Origin of the sequence: Pyxidicoccus xibeiensis, from assembly GCF_024198175.1 — a bacterium.
In the GTDB taxonomy this organism is placed as follows: domain Bacteria; phylum Myxococcota; class Myxococcia; order Myxococcales; family Myxococcaceae; genus Myxococcus; species Myxococcus xibeiensis.
Genome location: NZ_JAJVKV010000002.1, coordinates 732,888 through 747,458 on the forward strand (window position 1 = coordinate 732,888; position 14,571 = coordinate 747,458).

At 71.3% G+C, this 14,571-nt stretch carries 10 protein-coding genes; 7 read left to right on the forward strand and 3 right to left on the reverse strand.

The features are described from left to right. Positions 1 to 7: 7 nt before the first annotated feature. The gene (nadD, locus tag LXT23_RS10915) at positions 8 to 568 is read left to right on the forward strand and encodes a nicotinate (nicotinamide) nucleotide adenylyltransferase (protein ID WP_253980053.1); all 561 of its coding nucleotides are present in this window, start codon (positions 8 to 10) and stop codon (positions 566 to 568) included. Here nadD and LXT23_RS10920 read toward each other — a convergent pair. Continuing rightward, entirely contained in the window at positions 565 to 3,816 is a 3,252-nt protein-coding gene (locus LXT23_RS10920; protein ID WP_323378886.1) for a hypothetical protein, read from the reverse strand. The two genes, nadD and LXT23_RS10920, sit on opposite strands and share 4 nt — an antisense overlap. Positions 3,817 to 3,911: 95 nt before the next feature. Here LXT23_RS10920 and LXT23_RS10925 point away from each other — a divergent pair, with 95 nt between their 5' ends. Beyond that, positions 3,912 to 5,237, forward strand: coding sequence for a hypothetical protein (locus LXT23_RS10925; protein ID WP_253980055.1), 1,326 nt, complete (start codon positions 3,912 to 3,914; stop codon positions 5,235 to 5,237). A gap of 63 nt (positions 5,238 to 5,300) precedes the next feature. Here LXT23_RS10925 and LXT23_RS10930 read toward each other — a convergent pair whose 3' ends face one another. Beyond that, positions 5,301 to 6,167 (reverse strand): DUF2520 domain-containing protein, encoded by an 867-nt coding sequence (locus LXT23_RS10930; protein ID WP_253980056.1) that lies wholly within the window; start codon positions 6,165 to 6,167, stop codon positions 5,301 to 5,303. 215 nt (positions 6,168 to 6,382) lie between these two features. Next, the gene (locus LXT23_RS10935) at positions 6,383 to 8,941 is read right to left on the reverse strand and encodes an AAA family ATPase (RefSeq protein ID WP_253980057.1); all 2,559 of its coding nucleotides are present in this window, start codon (positions 8,939 to 8,941) and stop codon (positions 6,383 to 6,385) included. Positions 8,942 to 9,159: 218 nt separating this feature from the next. On the opposite strand from LXT23_RS10935, the gene LXT23_RS10940 reads away from it, so the two are divergent. From LXT23_RS10940 to LXT23_RS10960, 5 genes are read left to right on the forward strand one after another with little or no spacing between them, the layout of a single operon-like run. Beyond that, positions 9,160 to 9,864 carry a YIP1 family protein gene (locus tag LXT23_RS10940; RefSeq protein ID WP_253980058.1) on the forward strand — a complete coding sequence of 235 codons (705 nt, stop codon included), beginning with the start codon at positions 9,160 to 9,162 and terminating at the stop codon, positions 9,862 to 9,864. Further along, positions 9,861 to 11,315, forward strand: coding sequence for a TolC family protein (locus tag LXT23_RS10945; RefSeq protein WP_253980059.1), 1,455 nt, complete (start codon positions 9,861 to 9,863; stop codon positions 11,313 to 11,315). The genes LXT23_RS10940 and LXT23_RS10945 overlap by 4 nt, the downstream gene beginning before the upstream one ends. Then, a complete protein-coding gene (locus LXT23_RS10950; protein WP_253980060.1) occupies positions 11,312 to 12,583 on the forward strand; it encodes an efflux RND transporter periplasmic adaptor subunit in 1,272 nt (423 codons plus the stop codon). Before LXT23_RS10945 ends, LXT23_RS10950 begins: the two co-directional genes overlap by 4 nt. After that, positions 12,580 to 13,332, forward strand: a complete 753-nt coding sequence (locus LXT23_RS10955; RefSeq protein WP_253980061.1) for an ABC transporter ATP-binding protein — start codon at positions 12,580 to 12,582, stop codon at positions 13,330 to 13,332. The genes LXT23_RS10950 and LXT23_RS10955 overlap by 4 nt, the downstream gene beginning before the upstream one ends. Further along, positions 13,329 to 14,567 (forward strand): ABC transporter permease, encoded by a 1,239-nt coding sequence (locus tag LXT23_RS10960; RefSeq protein WP_253980062.1) that lies wholly within the window; start codon positions 13,329 to 13,331, stop codon positions 14,565 to 14,567. Before LXT23_RS10955 ends, LXT23_RS10960 begins: the two co-directional genes overlap by 4 nt. Positions 14,568 to 14,571 lie beyond the last annotated feature (4 nt).

Below are 14,571 nucleotides of genomic sequence, written 5' to 3' on the forward strand. Positions count from 1 at the left end.
GCCAGACTTGCAGGTCGCGCTCCTCGGAGGCTCGTTCAACCCTCCCCACGTGGGACACCTGATGGCCGCCACGTACGTGCACGCCACCCAGGGCGTGGACGAGGTGTGGCTGATGCCGTCCTGGCAGCACCCGTTCGGCAAGCAGATGGAGGCCTTCGAGCATCGCGTGGCGATGTGCGAGGCGCTCTGCGCGGAGTCGTCGGGCTGGCTGAAGACGAGCCTGATTGAGCGCGAGCCGGGGCTCACCGGGCGGACGGTGGACACGCTGTCGCTGCTGGTGAAGCGCTACCCGGAGGTCCGCTGGTCGCTCATCATCGGCAGCGACATCCTCAAGGACCTGCCGCACTGGAAGGACTTCGACCGCATCCGGGAGATGGCGCGCGTGCTGGTGCTCTACCGCGCGGGCTACCCGGCGCCGGACACGATTGGACCTCCGCTGTCGGAGGTGTCTTCCACGCTGGTGAGAGACCTGCTCGCCAAGGGCGTGGAGCCCTCGGAGCTGGTGCCTTCGGGGGCCATTGCCTACGCGCGGGCGCGCGGGCTGTACGGGCTGGGGACGCGCCGCTAGAGGCCGAAGCCGAACAGGTGCAGGTCTCCCAGGCCCCGGTCGAAGCGGTACGCGTACTGGTAGAAGAGGGACACCGGCACCGTCTGCCCGAAGGTGAGGCGCAGCGCCGCCGAGCCTCCCACCGCCCCGTGGTTGTCCCGGTTGTCCGTGCGCGCCACCGAGCCGAAGCCCTCCATCTCGAAGTCGCTCACGAAGAGTGATGGGAGAATCCAGAGCGTGGACGCCCAGCCGTAGTCGATGGGCACCCGGTAGCGGTACGTGGCGGAGCCGATGAGCGCAGTGCGCGCCCGCGTCGTCCGGTCCTCGTAGCCTCGCAGGTACTCGCTGAAGGCGATGCCCGGCTGGAGCTCCAGCGGCAGCCTCGACGTCTCCGTCGAGTCGCGGCTGCTGTACCAGAGCTGACCCGCGCTGATGCCGCCCACCTCCAGCAGGCCGGACGGGGCACCCGGGAGGAAGCGGCCCACCGCCGTGAGCTGGAGGTTGTCGTTGCCCGTGAAGGGCAGGCCGCCCGCGAAGGCGTCCAGGCCCAGGCGCACGTCGCCCATCGTCGAGTCACGCCGGAAGGCGCCCGGGTACACACCTCCGGCCACCGTCAGCCCCAGCCCCCGCTGCGTGCCGCCGTAAGACGTGGACTCTCCCGCGAAGTACGAGACGGACACCTCCGGGCCAATCAGCTGCGTTTGGAGACCGGGGAAGCGGTCCGTCGCGTCGTACTCGCGCCGCAGCGCCAGCAGCCCGATGGTCACCGGCGTCGTCCAGAAGGTGCGCGTGCCGAACAGCGTGGCCTGCAGGTCCGTGCGCTCGTTCTCCCGGACGCGCGCCACGGAGGCCTGTACGTACCAGGGCGCGAGCTGCGCGTTGCCGTACGCCACCGACACGCTCGGCTCGTCCTCCTCCGAGTTCAGCGAGAGGAGCAGCGAGTACCCGTGGAAGCCGAGCCGGTCCTGCCCCGACAGCGCCAGGCCTCCGCTGTACAGCGTCCGGTCGGTCTCGACCTCGTCCGCTGCCACCAGGAGGTAGGGCAGGCGGAACTCGGGGATGAAGAAGCCCTCCAGGGTGGAGTAGGGCTCGTCCTCGAGAATGTTCAGCTCCGCGCCCGGGTCCGGAGGCGGCGCGCCCACGGGCGCATCCAGGGCCGCGAGTGCCAGGGGCGTATCGGTGCTGGTGGGCGGCGCTTCCTGCGTGGGCGTGAGAGCGGCGGGGCTGTCCGGTGGCGGTGCGGTCTCCTCGGGTGCCCCGGGCTGCGAGGCCGTACCCGGGAACTCGGAGAACTCCTGGGGCGCCCCGGCGTCGGGCTGGTGGAATGGAAGTTCCGTTCCGGAGGGCGGGGCCTCCGGCGCGGCGCCGGCTTCCTGGAATGGACGTTCCGTTCCGGAGGTCGGGGCCGGAGGGGACGACACCCCGGCCACCAGCGGGGGCGCTGTGGGGGGCGCCGGCGGGGTGCTCCCAACTGGTGGCGCTTCCGCCTGCTGCTCCCGGGCTTCGGCGACTGGCTTCACCGGTGCACGGTCCAGGGTGAACACCGTCCCCGCGCGATTGAGGAACGCCACCTCATCCTTGCCGAGCGGGCTCACGTCCAGCGCCAGGTGCGGCACATCCGTGATGCGGACCACGTCCCGCGTGGCCACCGTCATCACGTGGGCCTGCAGCCGGCCATCGTGCTCGCGCAGGAACACGAGGCGCTCATCGTCCAGCCAGCGCGGCGAGTAGTTGAAGAGCCCGTCCTGCGTCAGCCAGCGCAGGTGCCCATCCGCCTCGCGCAGCACCAGGTCCCAGCCGTCCTTCCCGGCGAAGGGGAACACCACCCGCGCGCCATCCGGAGCGACGGCCGGCGGCCCCACGGGCGCGCTCGCCTCGAAGTGCGTCAGCGCCTCGCGCCGTCCCGTCTCCAGCTCCAGCCGCACCACGTTGGCCGTGTCACCCTCGAGGCTCACGAACACGTACGCCGAGCCATCCGGCGTCACGCTCCCGCCCAGCCCCTTCAGACCATCCCACGTCCGCACCACGTCGCCCGTGCGCGCATCCACCTTCCACACCCGTGCCTCGTAGCCTCCCTCCGCGTCGAGGTCCGCCATCAACAGGAAGAGCCATGCGCCGTCCGCCGTGAAGGACATGCCGCTCACCAGTGACGGGGACCCCAGCACCCAGCTCCGCCCGGGAAGCAGGTTCACCAGGGGCCGCTCGAAGCGCACGCGCCCGTCCGGCTCGCGCACCGTGAGGCGCGAGTAGTCCTCACGCCCCACGCTCACCAGCGCCGTGGCACCGCTCCCCGTATGCGACGCCAGCCGCGAGAAGTAGCCCGCGTCCGCCAACCAGACCTGCTGCGACGCCGGCCGCTGGCGCGCCACGAGGCCCTTGCGCAGCTCGCGCGTGTATTCGTCGAACAGCGAGCCGATGTCCTTCCCGTAGACGCGCTTGAACCGCAGCGTCACCGCGAGCGGCGGGACGATGGAGTCGCCCTGGTCGTCCACGAGCCGCCACAGCCGCTTCTCGCCGTACTTCGCGGCCAGGTACTCCACGAAGTGCATGCCCGTGATGTAGTTGCCGCCGAACGGGTCCAGCGCCCGGTGCTCCGACGAGAGGTAGCCCGGATTCAACCGGCCCCCGCGGGCCTCCACCACCGACGCGTACCAGCCCCGCCACACCGGACTGTGCGGGCGCCCGGTGTCCTTGCCGAAGCGGCCCTCGTAGTACGTGGCGAGTCCCTCCAGGAACCACGACTCCGTGAAGGAGTTGGGCTGGAACAGGCCTCCCGTCACCAGGTTGAGGAAGCCCCAGAGGCCGTCCGTCTGCTGGAGCTGCACGTAGTGCACGGCCTCGTGGCAGGCCACGTCGCCGATGTCCACCTCGCCCAGGCCGAACAGGTGGAACAGCTCCAGCGACACGTTCACCGGCATCACCATCTGCTGCGGCGTGCTGGCGTAGTCCGGCACCACGTACGCGTTGTTGAAGTCAGAGCTCGTCAGGTAGACGAGCACCCGGGCCCTCGGCTTCTGGTCCCAGGTGTGCCCGCGCAGCCGGGCCACGCAGCCCTCCAGCCGTGACGCCATCCGCAGCGCCGGGCCTCTCAGGTGCGCCGGGTAGTAGAGCTCCAGCGACTCCGTCGTCAGCTTGCGCATCTCGTCCCGCGCGAAGGACGCCTGGATGTTCTGCGGGAAACGAGGTGTGACGAAGGCACACCCCACGGTTGTCAGCAGGAGAAAGGAGGCCAGGGCATGCCAGGGAGGCAGCCGGCGGGGGGCGGGCATGGGAGGCATCCTATACGGGCACAAATCGTAGCCACGACCGCGTTTTTCACGGTATTGGGGGGCGCGTCGCCTCCCTTTCGATCCTGGATTCCTCCATGTCCGAACCCGCCCCTCAGGGCCATCCCGTTCCCCAGCACGTCCACCAGGCGCAGCTCCAGGTCGCCGCCGCGCTCGAGAAGTCCGAGGGAAAGCCCCTCGACCTGCTCAAGGCGCCGTGGCAGGAGGTGGAGAAGGCCGTCATCAAGCTGCTGGGCGGCCCGTTCCAGGTGAACAAGCCGGAGCACCAGACGCTGGCGCTCGGCCTGGCCGGGGCCTTCGCCCTGCGCCTCATCCAGGAGCACCAGGCGTTCTGGTTCCCCAACCGGGACTCGCCCGAGGGCGCGACGCTGGGCTTCCCCGACGCCATCATCATGCTGTCGCCATTCGGCGCGGTGATGGACTCGCTGGGGCAGGGCAAGCTGGCGCGGCTGGACGACCTGGCCGCGGACATCCGCCGCTCGCTGGGGCAGGTGCGCCTGGGCGTCAACCCCGCGCAGCCCCTGAGCGGTCAGGCGCCGAAGCTGTCGCCCCTGGACTACCAGCGCCTGTTCGACCCGGGCTTCCTCCAGTTCGTCGTCCTGGACCCCGCCAAGGCGAAGACGGCCCTGGAGACGAAGCCGGACGTGCTGGCCCGTGACGTGCGCAACGCGCTGGGCCGCACCCAGCCGCCGCTGCCGCAGGAGGCGCGCCAGCAGTTCGACGGGCAGATCGTCCAGTCCCTCCAGCGCCTCGACGCGACCAAGTCGCTCATCGACCAGGCCGAGCGCGCCCCGCGCCTGGCCGAGCTGATGGCCCACCTCCAGGGCACCGTGGGCGGCACGGGCTCGGCGCCCGAGGACTTCTGGCACGAGATCGTCCTGCCGCTGCTCTTCATCGGCAACCCGCCGAGCTTCCCGCCGCTGGACGAGGAAGAGGTGGAGATGTTCAAGCAGGGCGCGGACCCGCTGCCCCTCTTCGTGGACGTGGTGCCGCACGCGCACCAGGCTCCGGACGAGGGCCTGCTGGGCGCCTTCGAGATGAGCGACATCGGCCTGGTGCACCCCGGGTTCAGCAAGGTGGGCGCGCTGCGGCTCATCCGCATCAACTCCGCCCGCATCAAGCCGCTGCTGGAGAAGTTCGACCCCGCGGCGACGGCGGACACCATCAAGCGCTTCGGCGAGTACGTGGCGAAGGCCGCCGGCAAGCCGGCCGGTGACTCGCCCCAGGGCAAGGAGATGCTCCAGGCCGCGCTCACGCTGCTCACCGACCTGAAGCGTTCGGTGACCCAGGTCCAGGGCGAGCTGTGCCTGCGCCGCCTCACCGAGGCGGAGGCCGCGTCCGAGCAGGCCCTGGCCGTGGTGCGCAAGGCGCTCCAGGGCTCGCCGCTCATCCTCACGACCTGAGCACGCGTTTCGGAGCCACTGCTCACGACCCCGAGCAGCAGTGGCTCCGGCGAAGGCTTCCGCTCACGACCTGAGCAGCAGCCGTTCCAGCGCGGCGCGTGACTCGGGGCTGAGCCGTTCTCCGGCCAGCCGCAGCGCGCGCCGCGACAGCAACCGGTAGAGCGGGGCGACGTCCTCCGGGAGCGCCCCCAGGTGTGCCGCCACCACGCCCGCGTCCCCCCGGACGATGGGACCGGTGAGCCCGCCCGAAGGTCCCCGGGCCTCCAGCCCCCGCAGCGCCGAGCGCATCAGCGGCAGCAGGGCCGCCAGCGCCGCGTCGGGGGAGATGCCCGCCACTCCCAGCGCGGCCACCGCCGCGTCCGCCAGCGCCACCAGCCCGCCCGCGCTCATCACCGCGCCCGCGTGGTAGGCCGCGCGGTGCGCCTCGGGCACGTCGATGACGCTCAGCCCCACGTCCGCGGCCATGCGGCGCAGCACGTCCCGCAGCGCGCGGGAGCGGGTGCTCACCGCCGCCGTGTGTCCGACGAGCGAGTCCCGGGGTGAAGACACCGCGCAGAGCGGATGGAAGGAGCCCCGGGCACGGCCCTTCTGCTCCGGGCCCAGCGCGTCGAGCGACAGCGCGCCCGCGGTGTGGACCAGCGCGGCCGTGCGGGGGAGGGTGGCGGACAGCTCCGTGGCCACCGACGGCACCGCCGCGTCCGGGACGCAGAGGATGACGACGCGCGCGCGCCGCAGGTCCGCCGGGGTGGCGTGCTTCAGTCCCAGGGCCTTGGCCCGCTGCCGTCCCTCGGCTCCGCGTGAGTGGAGAGACACCGGCCACCGCTTCGCGCGCAGGGCGAGCCCGAGCGCTCCACCGAGCCGGCCCGCTCCCACGATGACGACGGGCGGGCGCCGGGCGGAGCGGGCGGCAGTCCGGCGCTTTGATTCCACAGGAGCTGTCCAGCCTTCATCCACGATGGGCTGGGACGGACTCCGCGCGGAGCGAGCGGCGGTCGGGCGCTTCGCTTGCCCCGGAGCTGTCTGGCCCTTGCCCGCGCTGCCCGCAGCCGGATGCTGCGCTGAGTTGGCCGCGGGGCGTTTCGCTCCGCCTGGAGCTGGCTGGACACTGCCCGTGGTGACCACGGGCGGACGCCGGGCGGCGCGGCTCATCGCTCCCGCTGGAACTGGAGCTGACCGGCCTGGACCTCGATGCGCACCCTGTCTCCGGTGGCGAACTCACCGGCGAGGATGCGCTCCGCCAGCGGGGCCTCCACCAGCCGCTGCACCATCTGCCGCATGGGCCGCGCGCCGAGCTGCGGGTCGAACCCACCGGACTTCAGCAGGTGGCCCACCACGTCCTCGCCCGCGACGTACTGGATGCCGCGCTCCGTCGCCAGCCGCTTGCTGCTCTGCTCCAGCAGCAGAGTGGCGATGCGCGCCACCTCCACCTCTTCCAGCGGGCGGAAGGGGAGCCGCTCGTCGATGCGGTTCCACAGCTCCGGCGGCAGCGCCTTGCGCGCGACGGAGGACGCCTGGTCCATGGCGCTCGCCGGGCCCGCAGCGTCCGCGCCGAAGCCCACCGGCCGGCCCGTGCGGGAGAACGCCTCCGCGCCCAGGTTGGTCGTCATCACGATGACCGTGTTGGAGAAGTCGATGTGCCGGCCCTTGCCGTCCGTCAGCCGCCCCTCCTCCAGCACCTGGAGCAGCAGCATCTGCACCTCTCGGTGCGCCTTCTCGATTTCGTCCAGCACGACGACGGAGGACGGCCGGCGGCGCACCGGCTCCGTGAGCTGGCCGCCCTCGCCGAAGCCCACGTAGCCCGCGGGCGAGCCGATGAGGCGCGACACGCCATGCGCCTCGGCCATCTCGCTCATGTCCAGCCGCACCAGCGCGTCCCGGTTGCCGAACAGTACCTCCGCCAGCGCCCGCGCCATCTCCGTCTTGCCCACGCCCGTGGGGCCCAGGAAGAGGAAGCTGCCCATGGGCCGCCGCGACGCGAAGCCCGCGTAGTTGCGCCGGATGACCCGCGCAATCCGCGCCACCGCGTCCGTGTGGCCGATGACGCGCTCGGACAGGTCCTGCTCCAGCCGGAGCAGGCGCGCCGAGTCGTTCATCAACAGCCGCTCCTCGGGCACGCCCGCCAGCTTCGCCACCACCCGCGCCACGTCCGCCGCCTCCACCACCTCGCGGCCCTCGCGGTGGCACCGGCTGCCCGCCAGGTCCACCACGGAGATGGCCTTGTCCGGCATGAACCGGTCCGTCACGTAGCGGCTGGCCAGCGACGCGGCTGCCTCCAGCGCCTCCGGCAGGTAGCGCAGCGCGTGGTGCTCCTCGTAGCGGCCGATGATGCCCTGGAGGATTTCCACCGTCTCCGGCACCGACGGCTCGTTCACCACCACCGCCGTGAAGCGCCGCTCCAGCGCCGGGTCCGCGCTGATGAACTTGCGGTACTCGTCGTGCGTGGTGGCGCCGATGCAGGGGAACTCGCCCCGCGCCATGGCCGTCTTCAGCTCGTTGGCCGCGTCCTGCGGGCCCTCGCCCGTGGAGCCCGCGCCCACCAGGGTGTGGATTTCGTCGATGAAGACCACCACCCGGCCTTCGGCGCGGCGGACCTCTTCCTTCAGCGCATTGAGCTTCTCGGAGAACGAGCCCCGCAGCTGCGTGCCGGCCACCAGCGAGGCCATGTCCAGCTCCACCAGCACCTTCTCCGCCAGCGTGCCGCGCAGGCCCAGCAGCCGCTGCGCCACGCCCTCCACCACCGCCGTCTTGCCCACCCCGGGCTCACCCAGCAGGCAGGGGTTGTTGGTGCGGCGCTTGCCCAGGATGTCGATGACCTCCTCGACCTCCCGCGCGCGGCCCACCACCGGGTCCAGCTTCCCGTCGCGGGCCGCCTCGCTGAGGTTGCGGCCCAGCGAGGTGAGCAGCGGGTACACCTTGGGGTCCAGCACCACCGACACGCCACGCGCCGGGGCCTGAGCCTGGGAAAGAGGAGACGCCGGAGCCGGCGGCACCACCGGGCGCGAGGCTGGAGTGGACAGCGGCAGCGGTGCCGGCGGCACCGCCCGGGCCATGGGCGGGGCGGGCGGCGCGACGGGCACGTCGTCCAGGGCCTCCGGCTCATCCACGTCGATGAGGTCCCGGGGCGACAGCGCCGGCGTGGGACGCGACGGGCGCGAGGGCAGGGGAGCGGGAGGCGCGCCGGGCATGGAGCGCGGCATGCTCACCGCCACCGTGGAGGCGGGCAGGGGCGAGGGCGGGGCGCCCACGGGGCGGCTCACCGGGGGGCGGGAGCCCAGCGCGTGCGCGCGGCCCGTCTGGAGGAAGCGCGGCATCCGCCCACTGGTGAAGTAGGCCATGGCCGTCGTCCGCAGCGTCGCCAGGTCCTGGCCGGCCTGGAGGAGCAGCTCGTGCGCCGCGCAGCGCACCCGCGTCACCGCGATGAGCAGGTGCAGGCAGTCCGCCTCCCCGGAGCCGAGGCTGGTGGCAATCTCCCGGGCCTTCTCGCGCAGCTCCCGCACCAGCCCGTCCGGCTCGGCCGGGGCCGACGTCAGCAGCTGGAGGAGGCCGTCCTCGTCCACGCCCCGCTCCTTGAGGAGGAGCTGGGCCCGGTTCTCCACCGTGAAGAGGGCCAGCAGCACATGCGCCGAGGTGACCTTCTGGACCACGCTCTTCGCGATGTCATTCGCCTCGTGGAGGACCTGCGCGAGATCCGTGCTATCGACCATTCGAGCTCCGGCAAGCGGGCAGGCGAGCGGAATACACCCTCCCCGGGCCTCCAGCAAAATTTCCGCTACAGGTCGCTACAGGTACCCTGAAACACTGGGGTACAACGCAGACCGCCAGCGGAATTCGGTTGGCTGCCTGCCTGTTCTGCGCCTCTATTCGGCTGGCCAGGCAATTGCCTGAGGGCGAGCGTCGTACATCGCTCCGAGACACCCACTCTATGACCTCTCTCGTCCAACCGGCTCGTGTCTTCGTCGACCCCTTCGAGGGGACCCGTGCCGCCGTCGAGGCCCGCCGCTGGGTTTGGCCTCTTTTGATTCTCGCTCTGTGTGTGTCCGCCTCCGGGACACTCTATTCCCTCCGCTGGGACGCCGCGCCCGACGTCATCCGTGAGCTCCAGGCCACCGGGGAGATGAACGGCCTGTCCGAGGCCGACCTCACCGACAAGATCCAGACCGCCTCCCGCAAGGCGCTGGTGGGTGGCATCGCCAAGGGCGTCTTCGTGATGCCGTTGATGGCGCTGCTGCTGGCCTGCGTGCTGTGGGTGGTGAGCTGGCTGTTCGACCGGCCCTCCCCCTTCGAGCGGCTGCTGTCGGCGGCGGCCCTGGCGCTGCTGCCCATCGCCCTGTACCACCTCATCTTCACCGTCTGCGCCGCGGCACAGCACACGCTCACCTCCGCGCGCGCCCTGCAGCTGGTGCCGTCCCACCTGGGCGTGGTGCTCCAGGGGCTGAGCCCGAAGATGGTGCGGGTGGCCACGGCGGTGGACTTCTTCAACCTCTGGAGCGTCGTGCTGTTGGGCCTGGGCTTCTCCGCCGCCACCGGCATGAGCCGGGGCCGTGCGGTGCTGCTGACGGTGGTGATGTACGCCATGTACGCCGGCGTGGTGATGATCGGCCTGCCGGGCATGGGAGGTGGACGATGAGCGCCTTCCTCGTCGCCGCCCTGCTGGCCGCGGCTCCCGCCCAGGCCGGCTCCACCCCCGCGACGCCCCCGGTGGATGCCCCGCGCAAAAGCGCGGCGGAGTCCACCCCGCTGGAGCAGGCCGGGCAGCCGCCTCCCTCGTCGGTGGTGGAGGCCACCGTCCCCGTCACCCTGGCCGAGGTCCGCACGCAGGGGCGCCAGAACAACAACGCGCTCCAGGCCCTGCTGGACGTCGACGTGGCCGAAGAGGACGTGCGCATCTCCCGCTCGCGGGTGCTGCCGCAGCTGTCGCTTGGCGCCAGCGCGGGCAAGATCTGGGAGGGCCGCAACAGGCGCAACCTGCCCACGCCGGACCCGGACAACCCCGGCGTCTCCCGCACCGTCGAGCGGGAGATCCCGTCCAGCGACGTGGAGAACTACGACCTGGGCCTGACGCTGACGCAGGTCCTCTACGACAGGGCCCTCTTCAAGCAGCTCGAGCAGAGCGGCGTGCTGCGCGACACGGAGAAGTTCCAGGCCCAGGAGGAGGCGGACACCTCCGAGCTGGAGGCCATCCGCCGCTTCTTCGTCCTCTTCCGCACCCAGGCCACGCTCCAGGTGCTGGACGCCACGGTGAAGCGCAGCGAGGAGCAGCTCGAGCGCGCCCGCGCCCTCTTCCAGGCGGGCCGCGTGGGCAAGAACGAGGAGATCTCCGCGCTCGTCAACCTGGGCAACGACCGCATCACCTTCACGGAGACGCTCGCCCAGCTCGTCTCGGACCAGACGCAGCTGGCCGTCTGGCTGGCCCGCCCCGGCACCGAGCCGCTGCTGGCCACCGACCCTGGCGTCCTCACGCAGGAGCCGTCCCCCGCGCCCGCCATGGACACCGCGCTCTCCCAGGCGCGCGAGCGCCGGCCGCTGCTGCGCGCGTTCGAGGCGCAGGTGCGCTCCGCGGAGCTGCAGCGTGCCATCGCCCGTGCGGAGTACATCCCCCGCCTGAGTGCGCAGGGACGCTACTCGCGCTCCGGCCCTTCCGCGGAGCTGGTCTTCACCGAGCCGCGCCTCCAGAACAACTTCAGCGCGGGCGTCAACCTGAGCTGGGACCTCTTCAACGGCCTGGCCACGGGCGCCCAGACGCGGCGCGCGGAGGCCGGCATCCGCCGCGCGCAGCTGCTGCTGGCGCAGACGGGGCGGGAGATTGAAGCCGAGGTCCGCTTCGCGCACCGCTCGCTGGTAGCCCAGCTGGAGGCCGCTCGCCTGGCCGCCGACAACCGCGAGGCCGCCGTCCAGGGGCTCCGGCTGGCAGAGGAGCGCTTCCGCGCCGGAGCCGGTTCCACCCTGGAGGTCAGGGACGCGCAGCTCAGCCTGACGCGCGCCGAGCTCAGCTTGCTGGAAAACAGGATTGATGTCGAAATCGCCCGCTTCACATTGACGCGGGCCATGGGCGCCCTGAGCCCAGGAGAGTCGAAATGAAGTGGTGGAAGGGTGCGATTGCCGGTGTCCTGTTGCTGGGTGCGGCAGCCATCACCGTCAACGGACTGAAGGAGCGGCCGCCGCCGTCCCTGGAGGTCCAGGTCTCGAAGGCCCGCAAGGGCACCATCACCCGGACCATCACCGGCGCGGGCAAGGTGCAGGCCGCGACGACGGTGAAGATCTCCTCCAGCCTCTCCGGCGACCTGGTGGAGCTGCTCGTGAAGGACGGCGAGCCCGTCAAGAAGGGCCAGGTGCTGGGCCGCATCGACAAGCGCCTGTACGAGGCCGCGATGAAGCAGGCCATGGCGTCGCAGAACGCGTCGCGCGCGGACACCCAGGTGGCCGAGGTGGAGTCGACGCGCTCCGCGCAGGAGCTTGCGCGCGTGGAGGAGCTGTCGAAGAAGGGCCTGGCGTCGGCGGCCGAGGTGGAGCAGGCGCGCGCGGCGAAGAACACGGCGGATGCGCGGGTGGCGTCGGCGAAGCAGATGCTGGCGCGCAACGTGGCCTTCGTGGACCAGGCGCAGACGGACCTCGCGAAGACGACGCTGCAGTCGCCCATCGACGGCAACGTCATCGAGCTGTCGCGTGAGGTGGGTGAGCGCGTGCGTGGCTCGGACCTCTCCGAGGACGTGGTGATGACCATCGCCGCGCTGTCCGCCATGGAGGTGAAGTTCGAGGTGGGTGAGCACGAGGTGGTGCACCTCAAGCCGGGCCAGCCTGCCGAGGTGACGTTGGATGCGCTGGAGGGGCAGACCTTCCAGGGCTCGGTGGTGGAGATTGCCCAGAAGGCGCTCATCAAGAACCCGGGCACGGAGGCGGAGGTGACGAGCTTCCCCGTCACGGTGGCGCTGGACACCCGGCCCCCGGGCGTGCTCCCCGGCATGAGCGCCGAGGTGCGCATCTCCGCGGAGACGCGCAACGACGTGGTGCTGGTCCCCATCCAGGCGGTGACGGTGCGCTCGGAGCGCACGCTGCCGGACTTCAAGCCGGCGGTGGAGGGCGGCGGGCTGACGGCCAAGCGCACCGAGTCGCTGGCCAAGGTGGTCTTCGTGGTGGACGCCAACAACAAGGCGCAGGTGCGCCGGGTGCAGACGGGCATCGCCTCCGACACGGAGCTGGAGATTGTCAGCGGCCTGAGCGACGGGGACCGCGTGGTGGAGGGCCCCTACCGGACGCTGTCGAAGGAGCTGAGCGACGGCACCATCGTGCGCGAGCCCGAGCAGGGCCCGGGCGGCCCCGGTGGCATGAAGGGTGGGCAGAAGTCGTGAGTCACGGAAGCGGCGCGGGGCAGCTCATCCAGGTCGAGAACATCACCCGCGTCTTCCACGTGGGCGGCGAGGAGGTGCGCGCGCTGCGTGGCGTCTCGTTCGGCATCAGCCGGGGCGAGTGGGTGGCCATCATCGGCCAGTCCGGCTCCGGCAAGAGCACGATGATGAACGTGCTGGGCTGCCTGGACACGCCCAGCAGCGGCCGCTACATGCTGAACGGCAAGGACGTGTCGCGGATGACCGACGACGAGCTGGCCGTCATCCGCAACGTGGAGATCGGCTTCATCTTCCAGACCTTCCAGCTGCTGCCGCGCGAGACGGCGTTGGCCAACGTGGAGCTGCCGCTGGTGTACCGCGGGCTGCCGGCGCGTGAGCGCCGGGAGCGGGCCAAGGCGGCGCTCGACAAGGTCCAGCTCACGCACCGCATGCACCACCGGCCCAACGAGCTGTCCGGCGGTCAGCGCCAGCGCGTGGCCATTGCCCGGGCGCTGGTGTCCGAGCCGTCCATGCTGCTGGCGGACGAGCCCACGGGCAACCTGGACTCGGCCACGGGCGAGGAGATCGTCCGGCTGTTCGAGCAGCTCCACCAGGCGGGCCACACGCTGGTGCTCGTGACGCACGAGCCCAAGCTGGCGGCGCGCTGCCCCCGGGCCATCCGCCTGAGCGACGGTGAAATCGTCGCGGACGGCTCCGGCCGCGAGGTGGCGCTGGGCACGGCCGCCTCGGTGCTGGCGGCGGGGGGCACATGAAGGTCCCGTCGGCCGTTCGAGTCGACGTGCTGGAGGGCGCGCGCATCGCCCTCTTTTCGTTGCGGGCCAACCGGATGCGCACGGTGCTGACGACGCTGGGCATCGGCATCGGCGTGGCCACGCTGCTGGCCATCGTCGGCATCATCCAGGGCCTCAACACGTCCTTCCACAAGCAGCTGTCCACCTTCGGCGCCAACACGCTCTACGTGTCCAAGTGGCCGTGGATCGTCAAGGGCGACTGGTGGATGTACCGCGGCCGGAAGAACTTCACGCTGGACCAGGTGCAGCGCCTGCGCAACCTGGCGCCCTTCCTGACGGCCATCTCCCCGTCGGTGCAGCGCGTGGCGGACGTGGCCCACGGCAGCGAGCAGATGTCGACGGTGCGCATCCAGGGCGTCACCCACGAGTACCTCAACATCTCCGGCTACGAGGTGACGGGCGGCCGCTTCCTCACGGAGGCGGACGACGAGGTGACGCGGCCGGTGGCGGTGATTGGCGCGGACGTGGCGGATGCGCTGTTCCCCGGCATGAGCCCGGTGGGGCGCACCATCCGCATCGACAACCGCTCCTTCCAGGTGGTGGGCACGCTGAGCCGCAAGGGGAAGATCGTCAACGAGAGCCTGGACCTCGTGGTCTTCATCCCCTTCAAGACGTTCTTCTCGAGCTTCGGCAAGGGCCGCAGCTTCGAGATAGCGATGGCGGTGGCGGACGCCTCGCAGGTGCGGCGGGCGGAGGACCAGCTGGTGGGCATCATCCGGCGCATCCGCTCCACGCCGCCGGACCAGCCGGACGACTTCAACATCAACAAGCCGGACGCCATGGCGCAGACCTACGAGCAGCTCACCGGCGCGCTCTATGGCGTGGCCGTGGGCGTGGGGCTCATCACCCTGCTGGTGGGCGGCATCGGCATCATGAACATCATGCTGGTGTCGGTGCGCGAGCGGACCCGCGAGATTGGCGTGCGGCGCGCGCTGGGGGCGCGCAAGCGCACCATCGTCTTCCAGTTCCTCATGGAGGCCGCGAGCGTGTCCGGTGTGGGAGGCCTGCTGGGAACGGTGGTGGGACTGGGCACGGCGAAGGTCGTCTCCCTCATCACCCCGCTGGCGGCGGACGTGCAGCTCACCACCGTCTTCGGCGGGGTGGGCTTCGCCGCGCTGGTGGGCCTGCTGTTCGGCATCTGGCCGGCGGCGCGAGCGGCGAACCTGGACCCGGTGGAAGCACTCCGCTACGAGTGACGCG

Coding starts and splice junctions, on each gene's coding strand:
- LXT23_RS10920 (WP_323378886.1), bottom strand. CDS start 3,816: ATGCCCGCCCCCCGCCGGCTGCCTCCCTGGCATGCCCTGGCCTCCTTT.
- LXT23_RS10925 (WP_253980055.1), top strand. CDS start 3,912: ATGTCCGAACCCGCCCCTCAGGGCCATCCCGTTCCCCAGCACGTCCAC.
- LXT23_RS10935 (WP_253980057.1), bottom strand. CDS start 8,941: ATGGTCGATAGCACGGATCTCGCGCAGGTCCTCCACGAGGCGAATGAC.
- LXT23_RS10940 (WP_253980058.1), top strand. CDS start 9,160: ATGACCTCTCTCGTCCAACCGGCTCGTGTCTTCGTCGACCCCTTCGAG.
- LXT23_RS10945 (WP_253980059.1), top strand. CDS start 9,861: ATGAGCGCCTTCCTCGTCGCCGCCCTGCTGGCCGCGGCTCCCGCCCAG.
- LXT23_RS10950 (WP_253980060.1), top strand. CDS start 11,312: ATGAAGTGGTGGAAGGGTGCGATTGCCGGTGTCCTGTTGCTGGGTGCG.
- LXT23_RS10960 (WP_253980062.1), top strand. CDS start 13,329: ATGAAGGTCCCGTCGGCCGTTCGAGTCGACGTGCTGGAGGGCGCGCGC.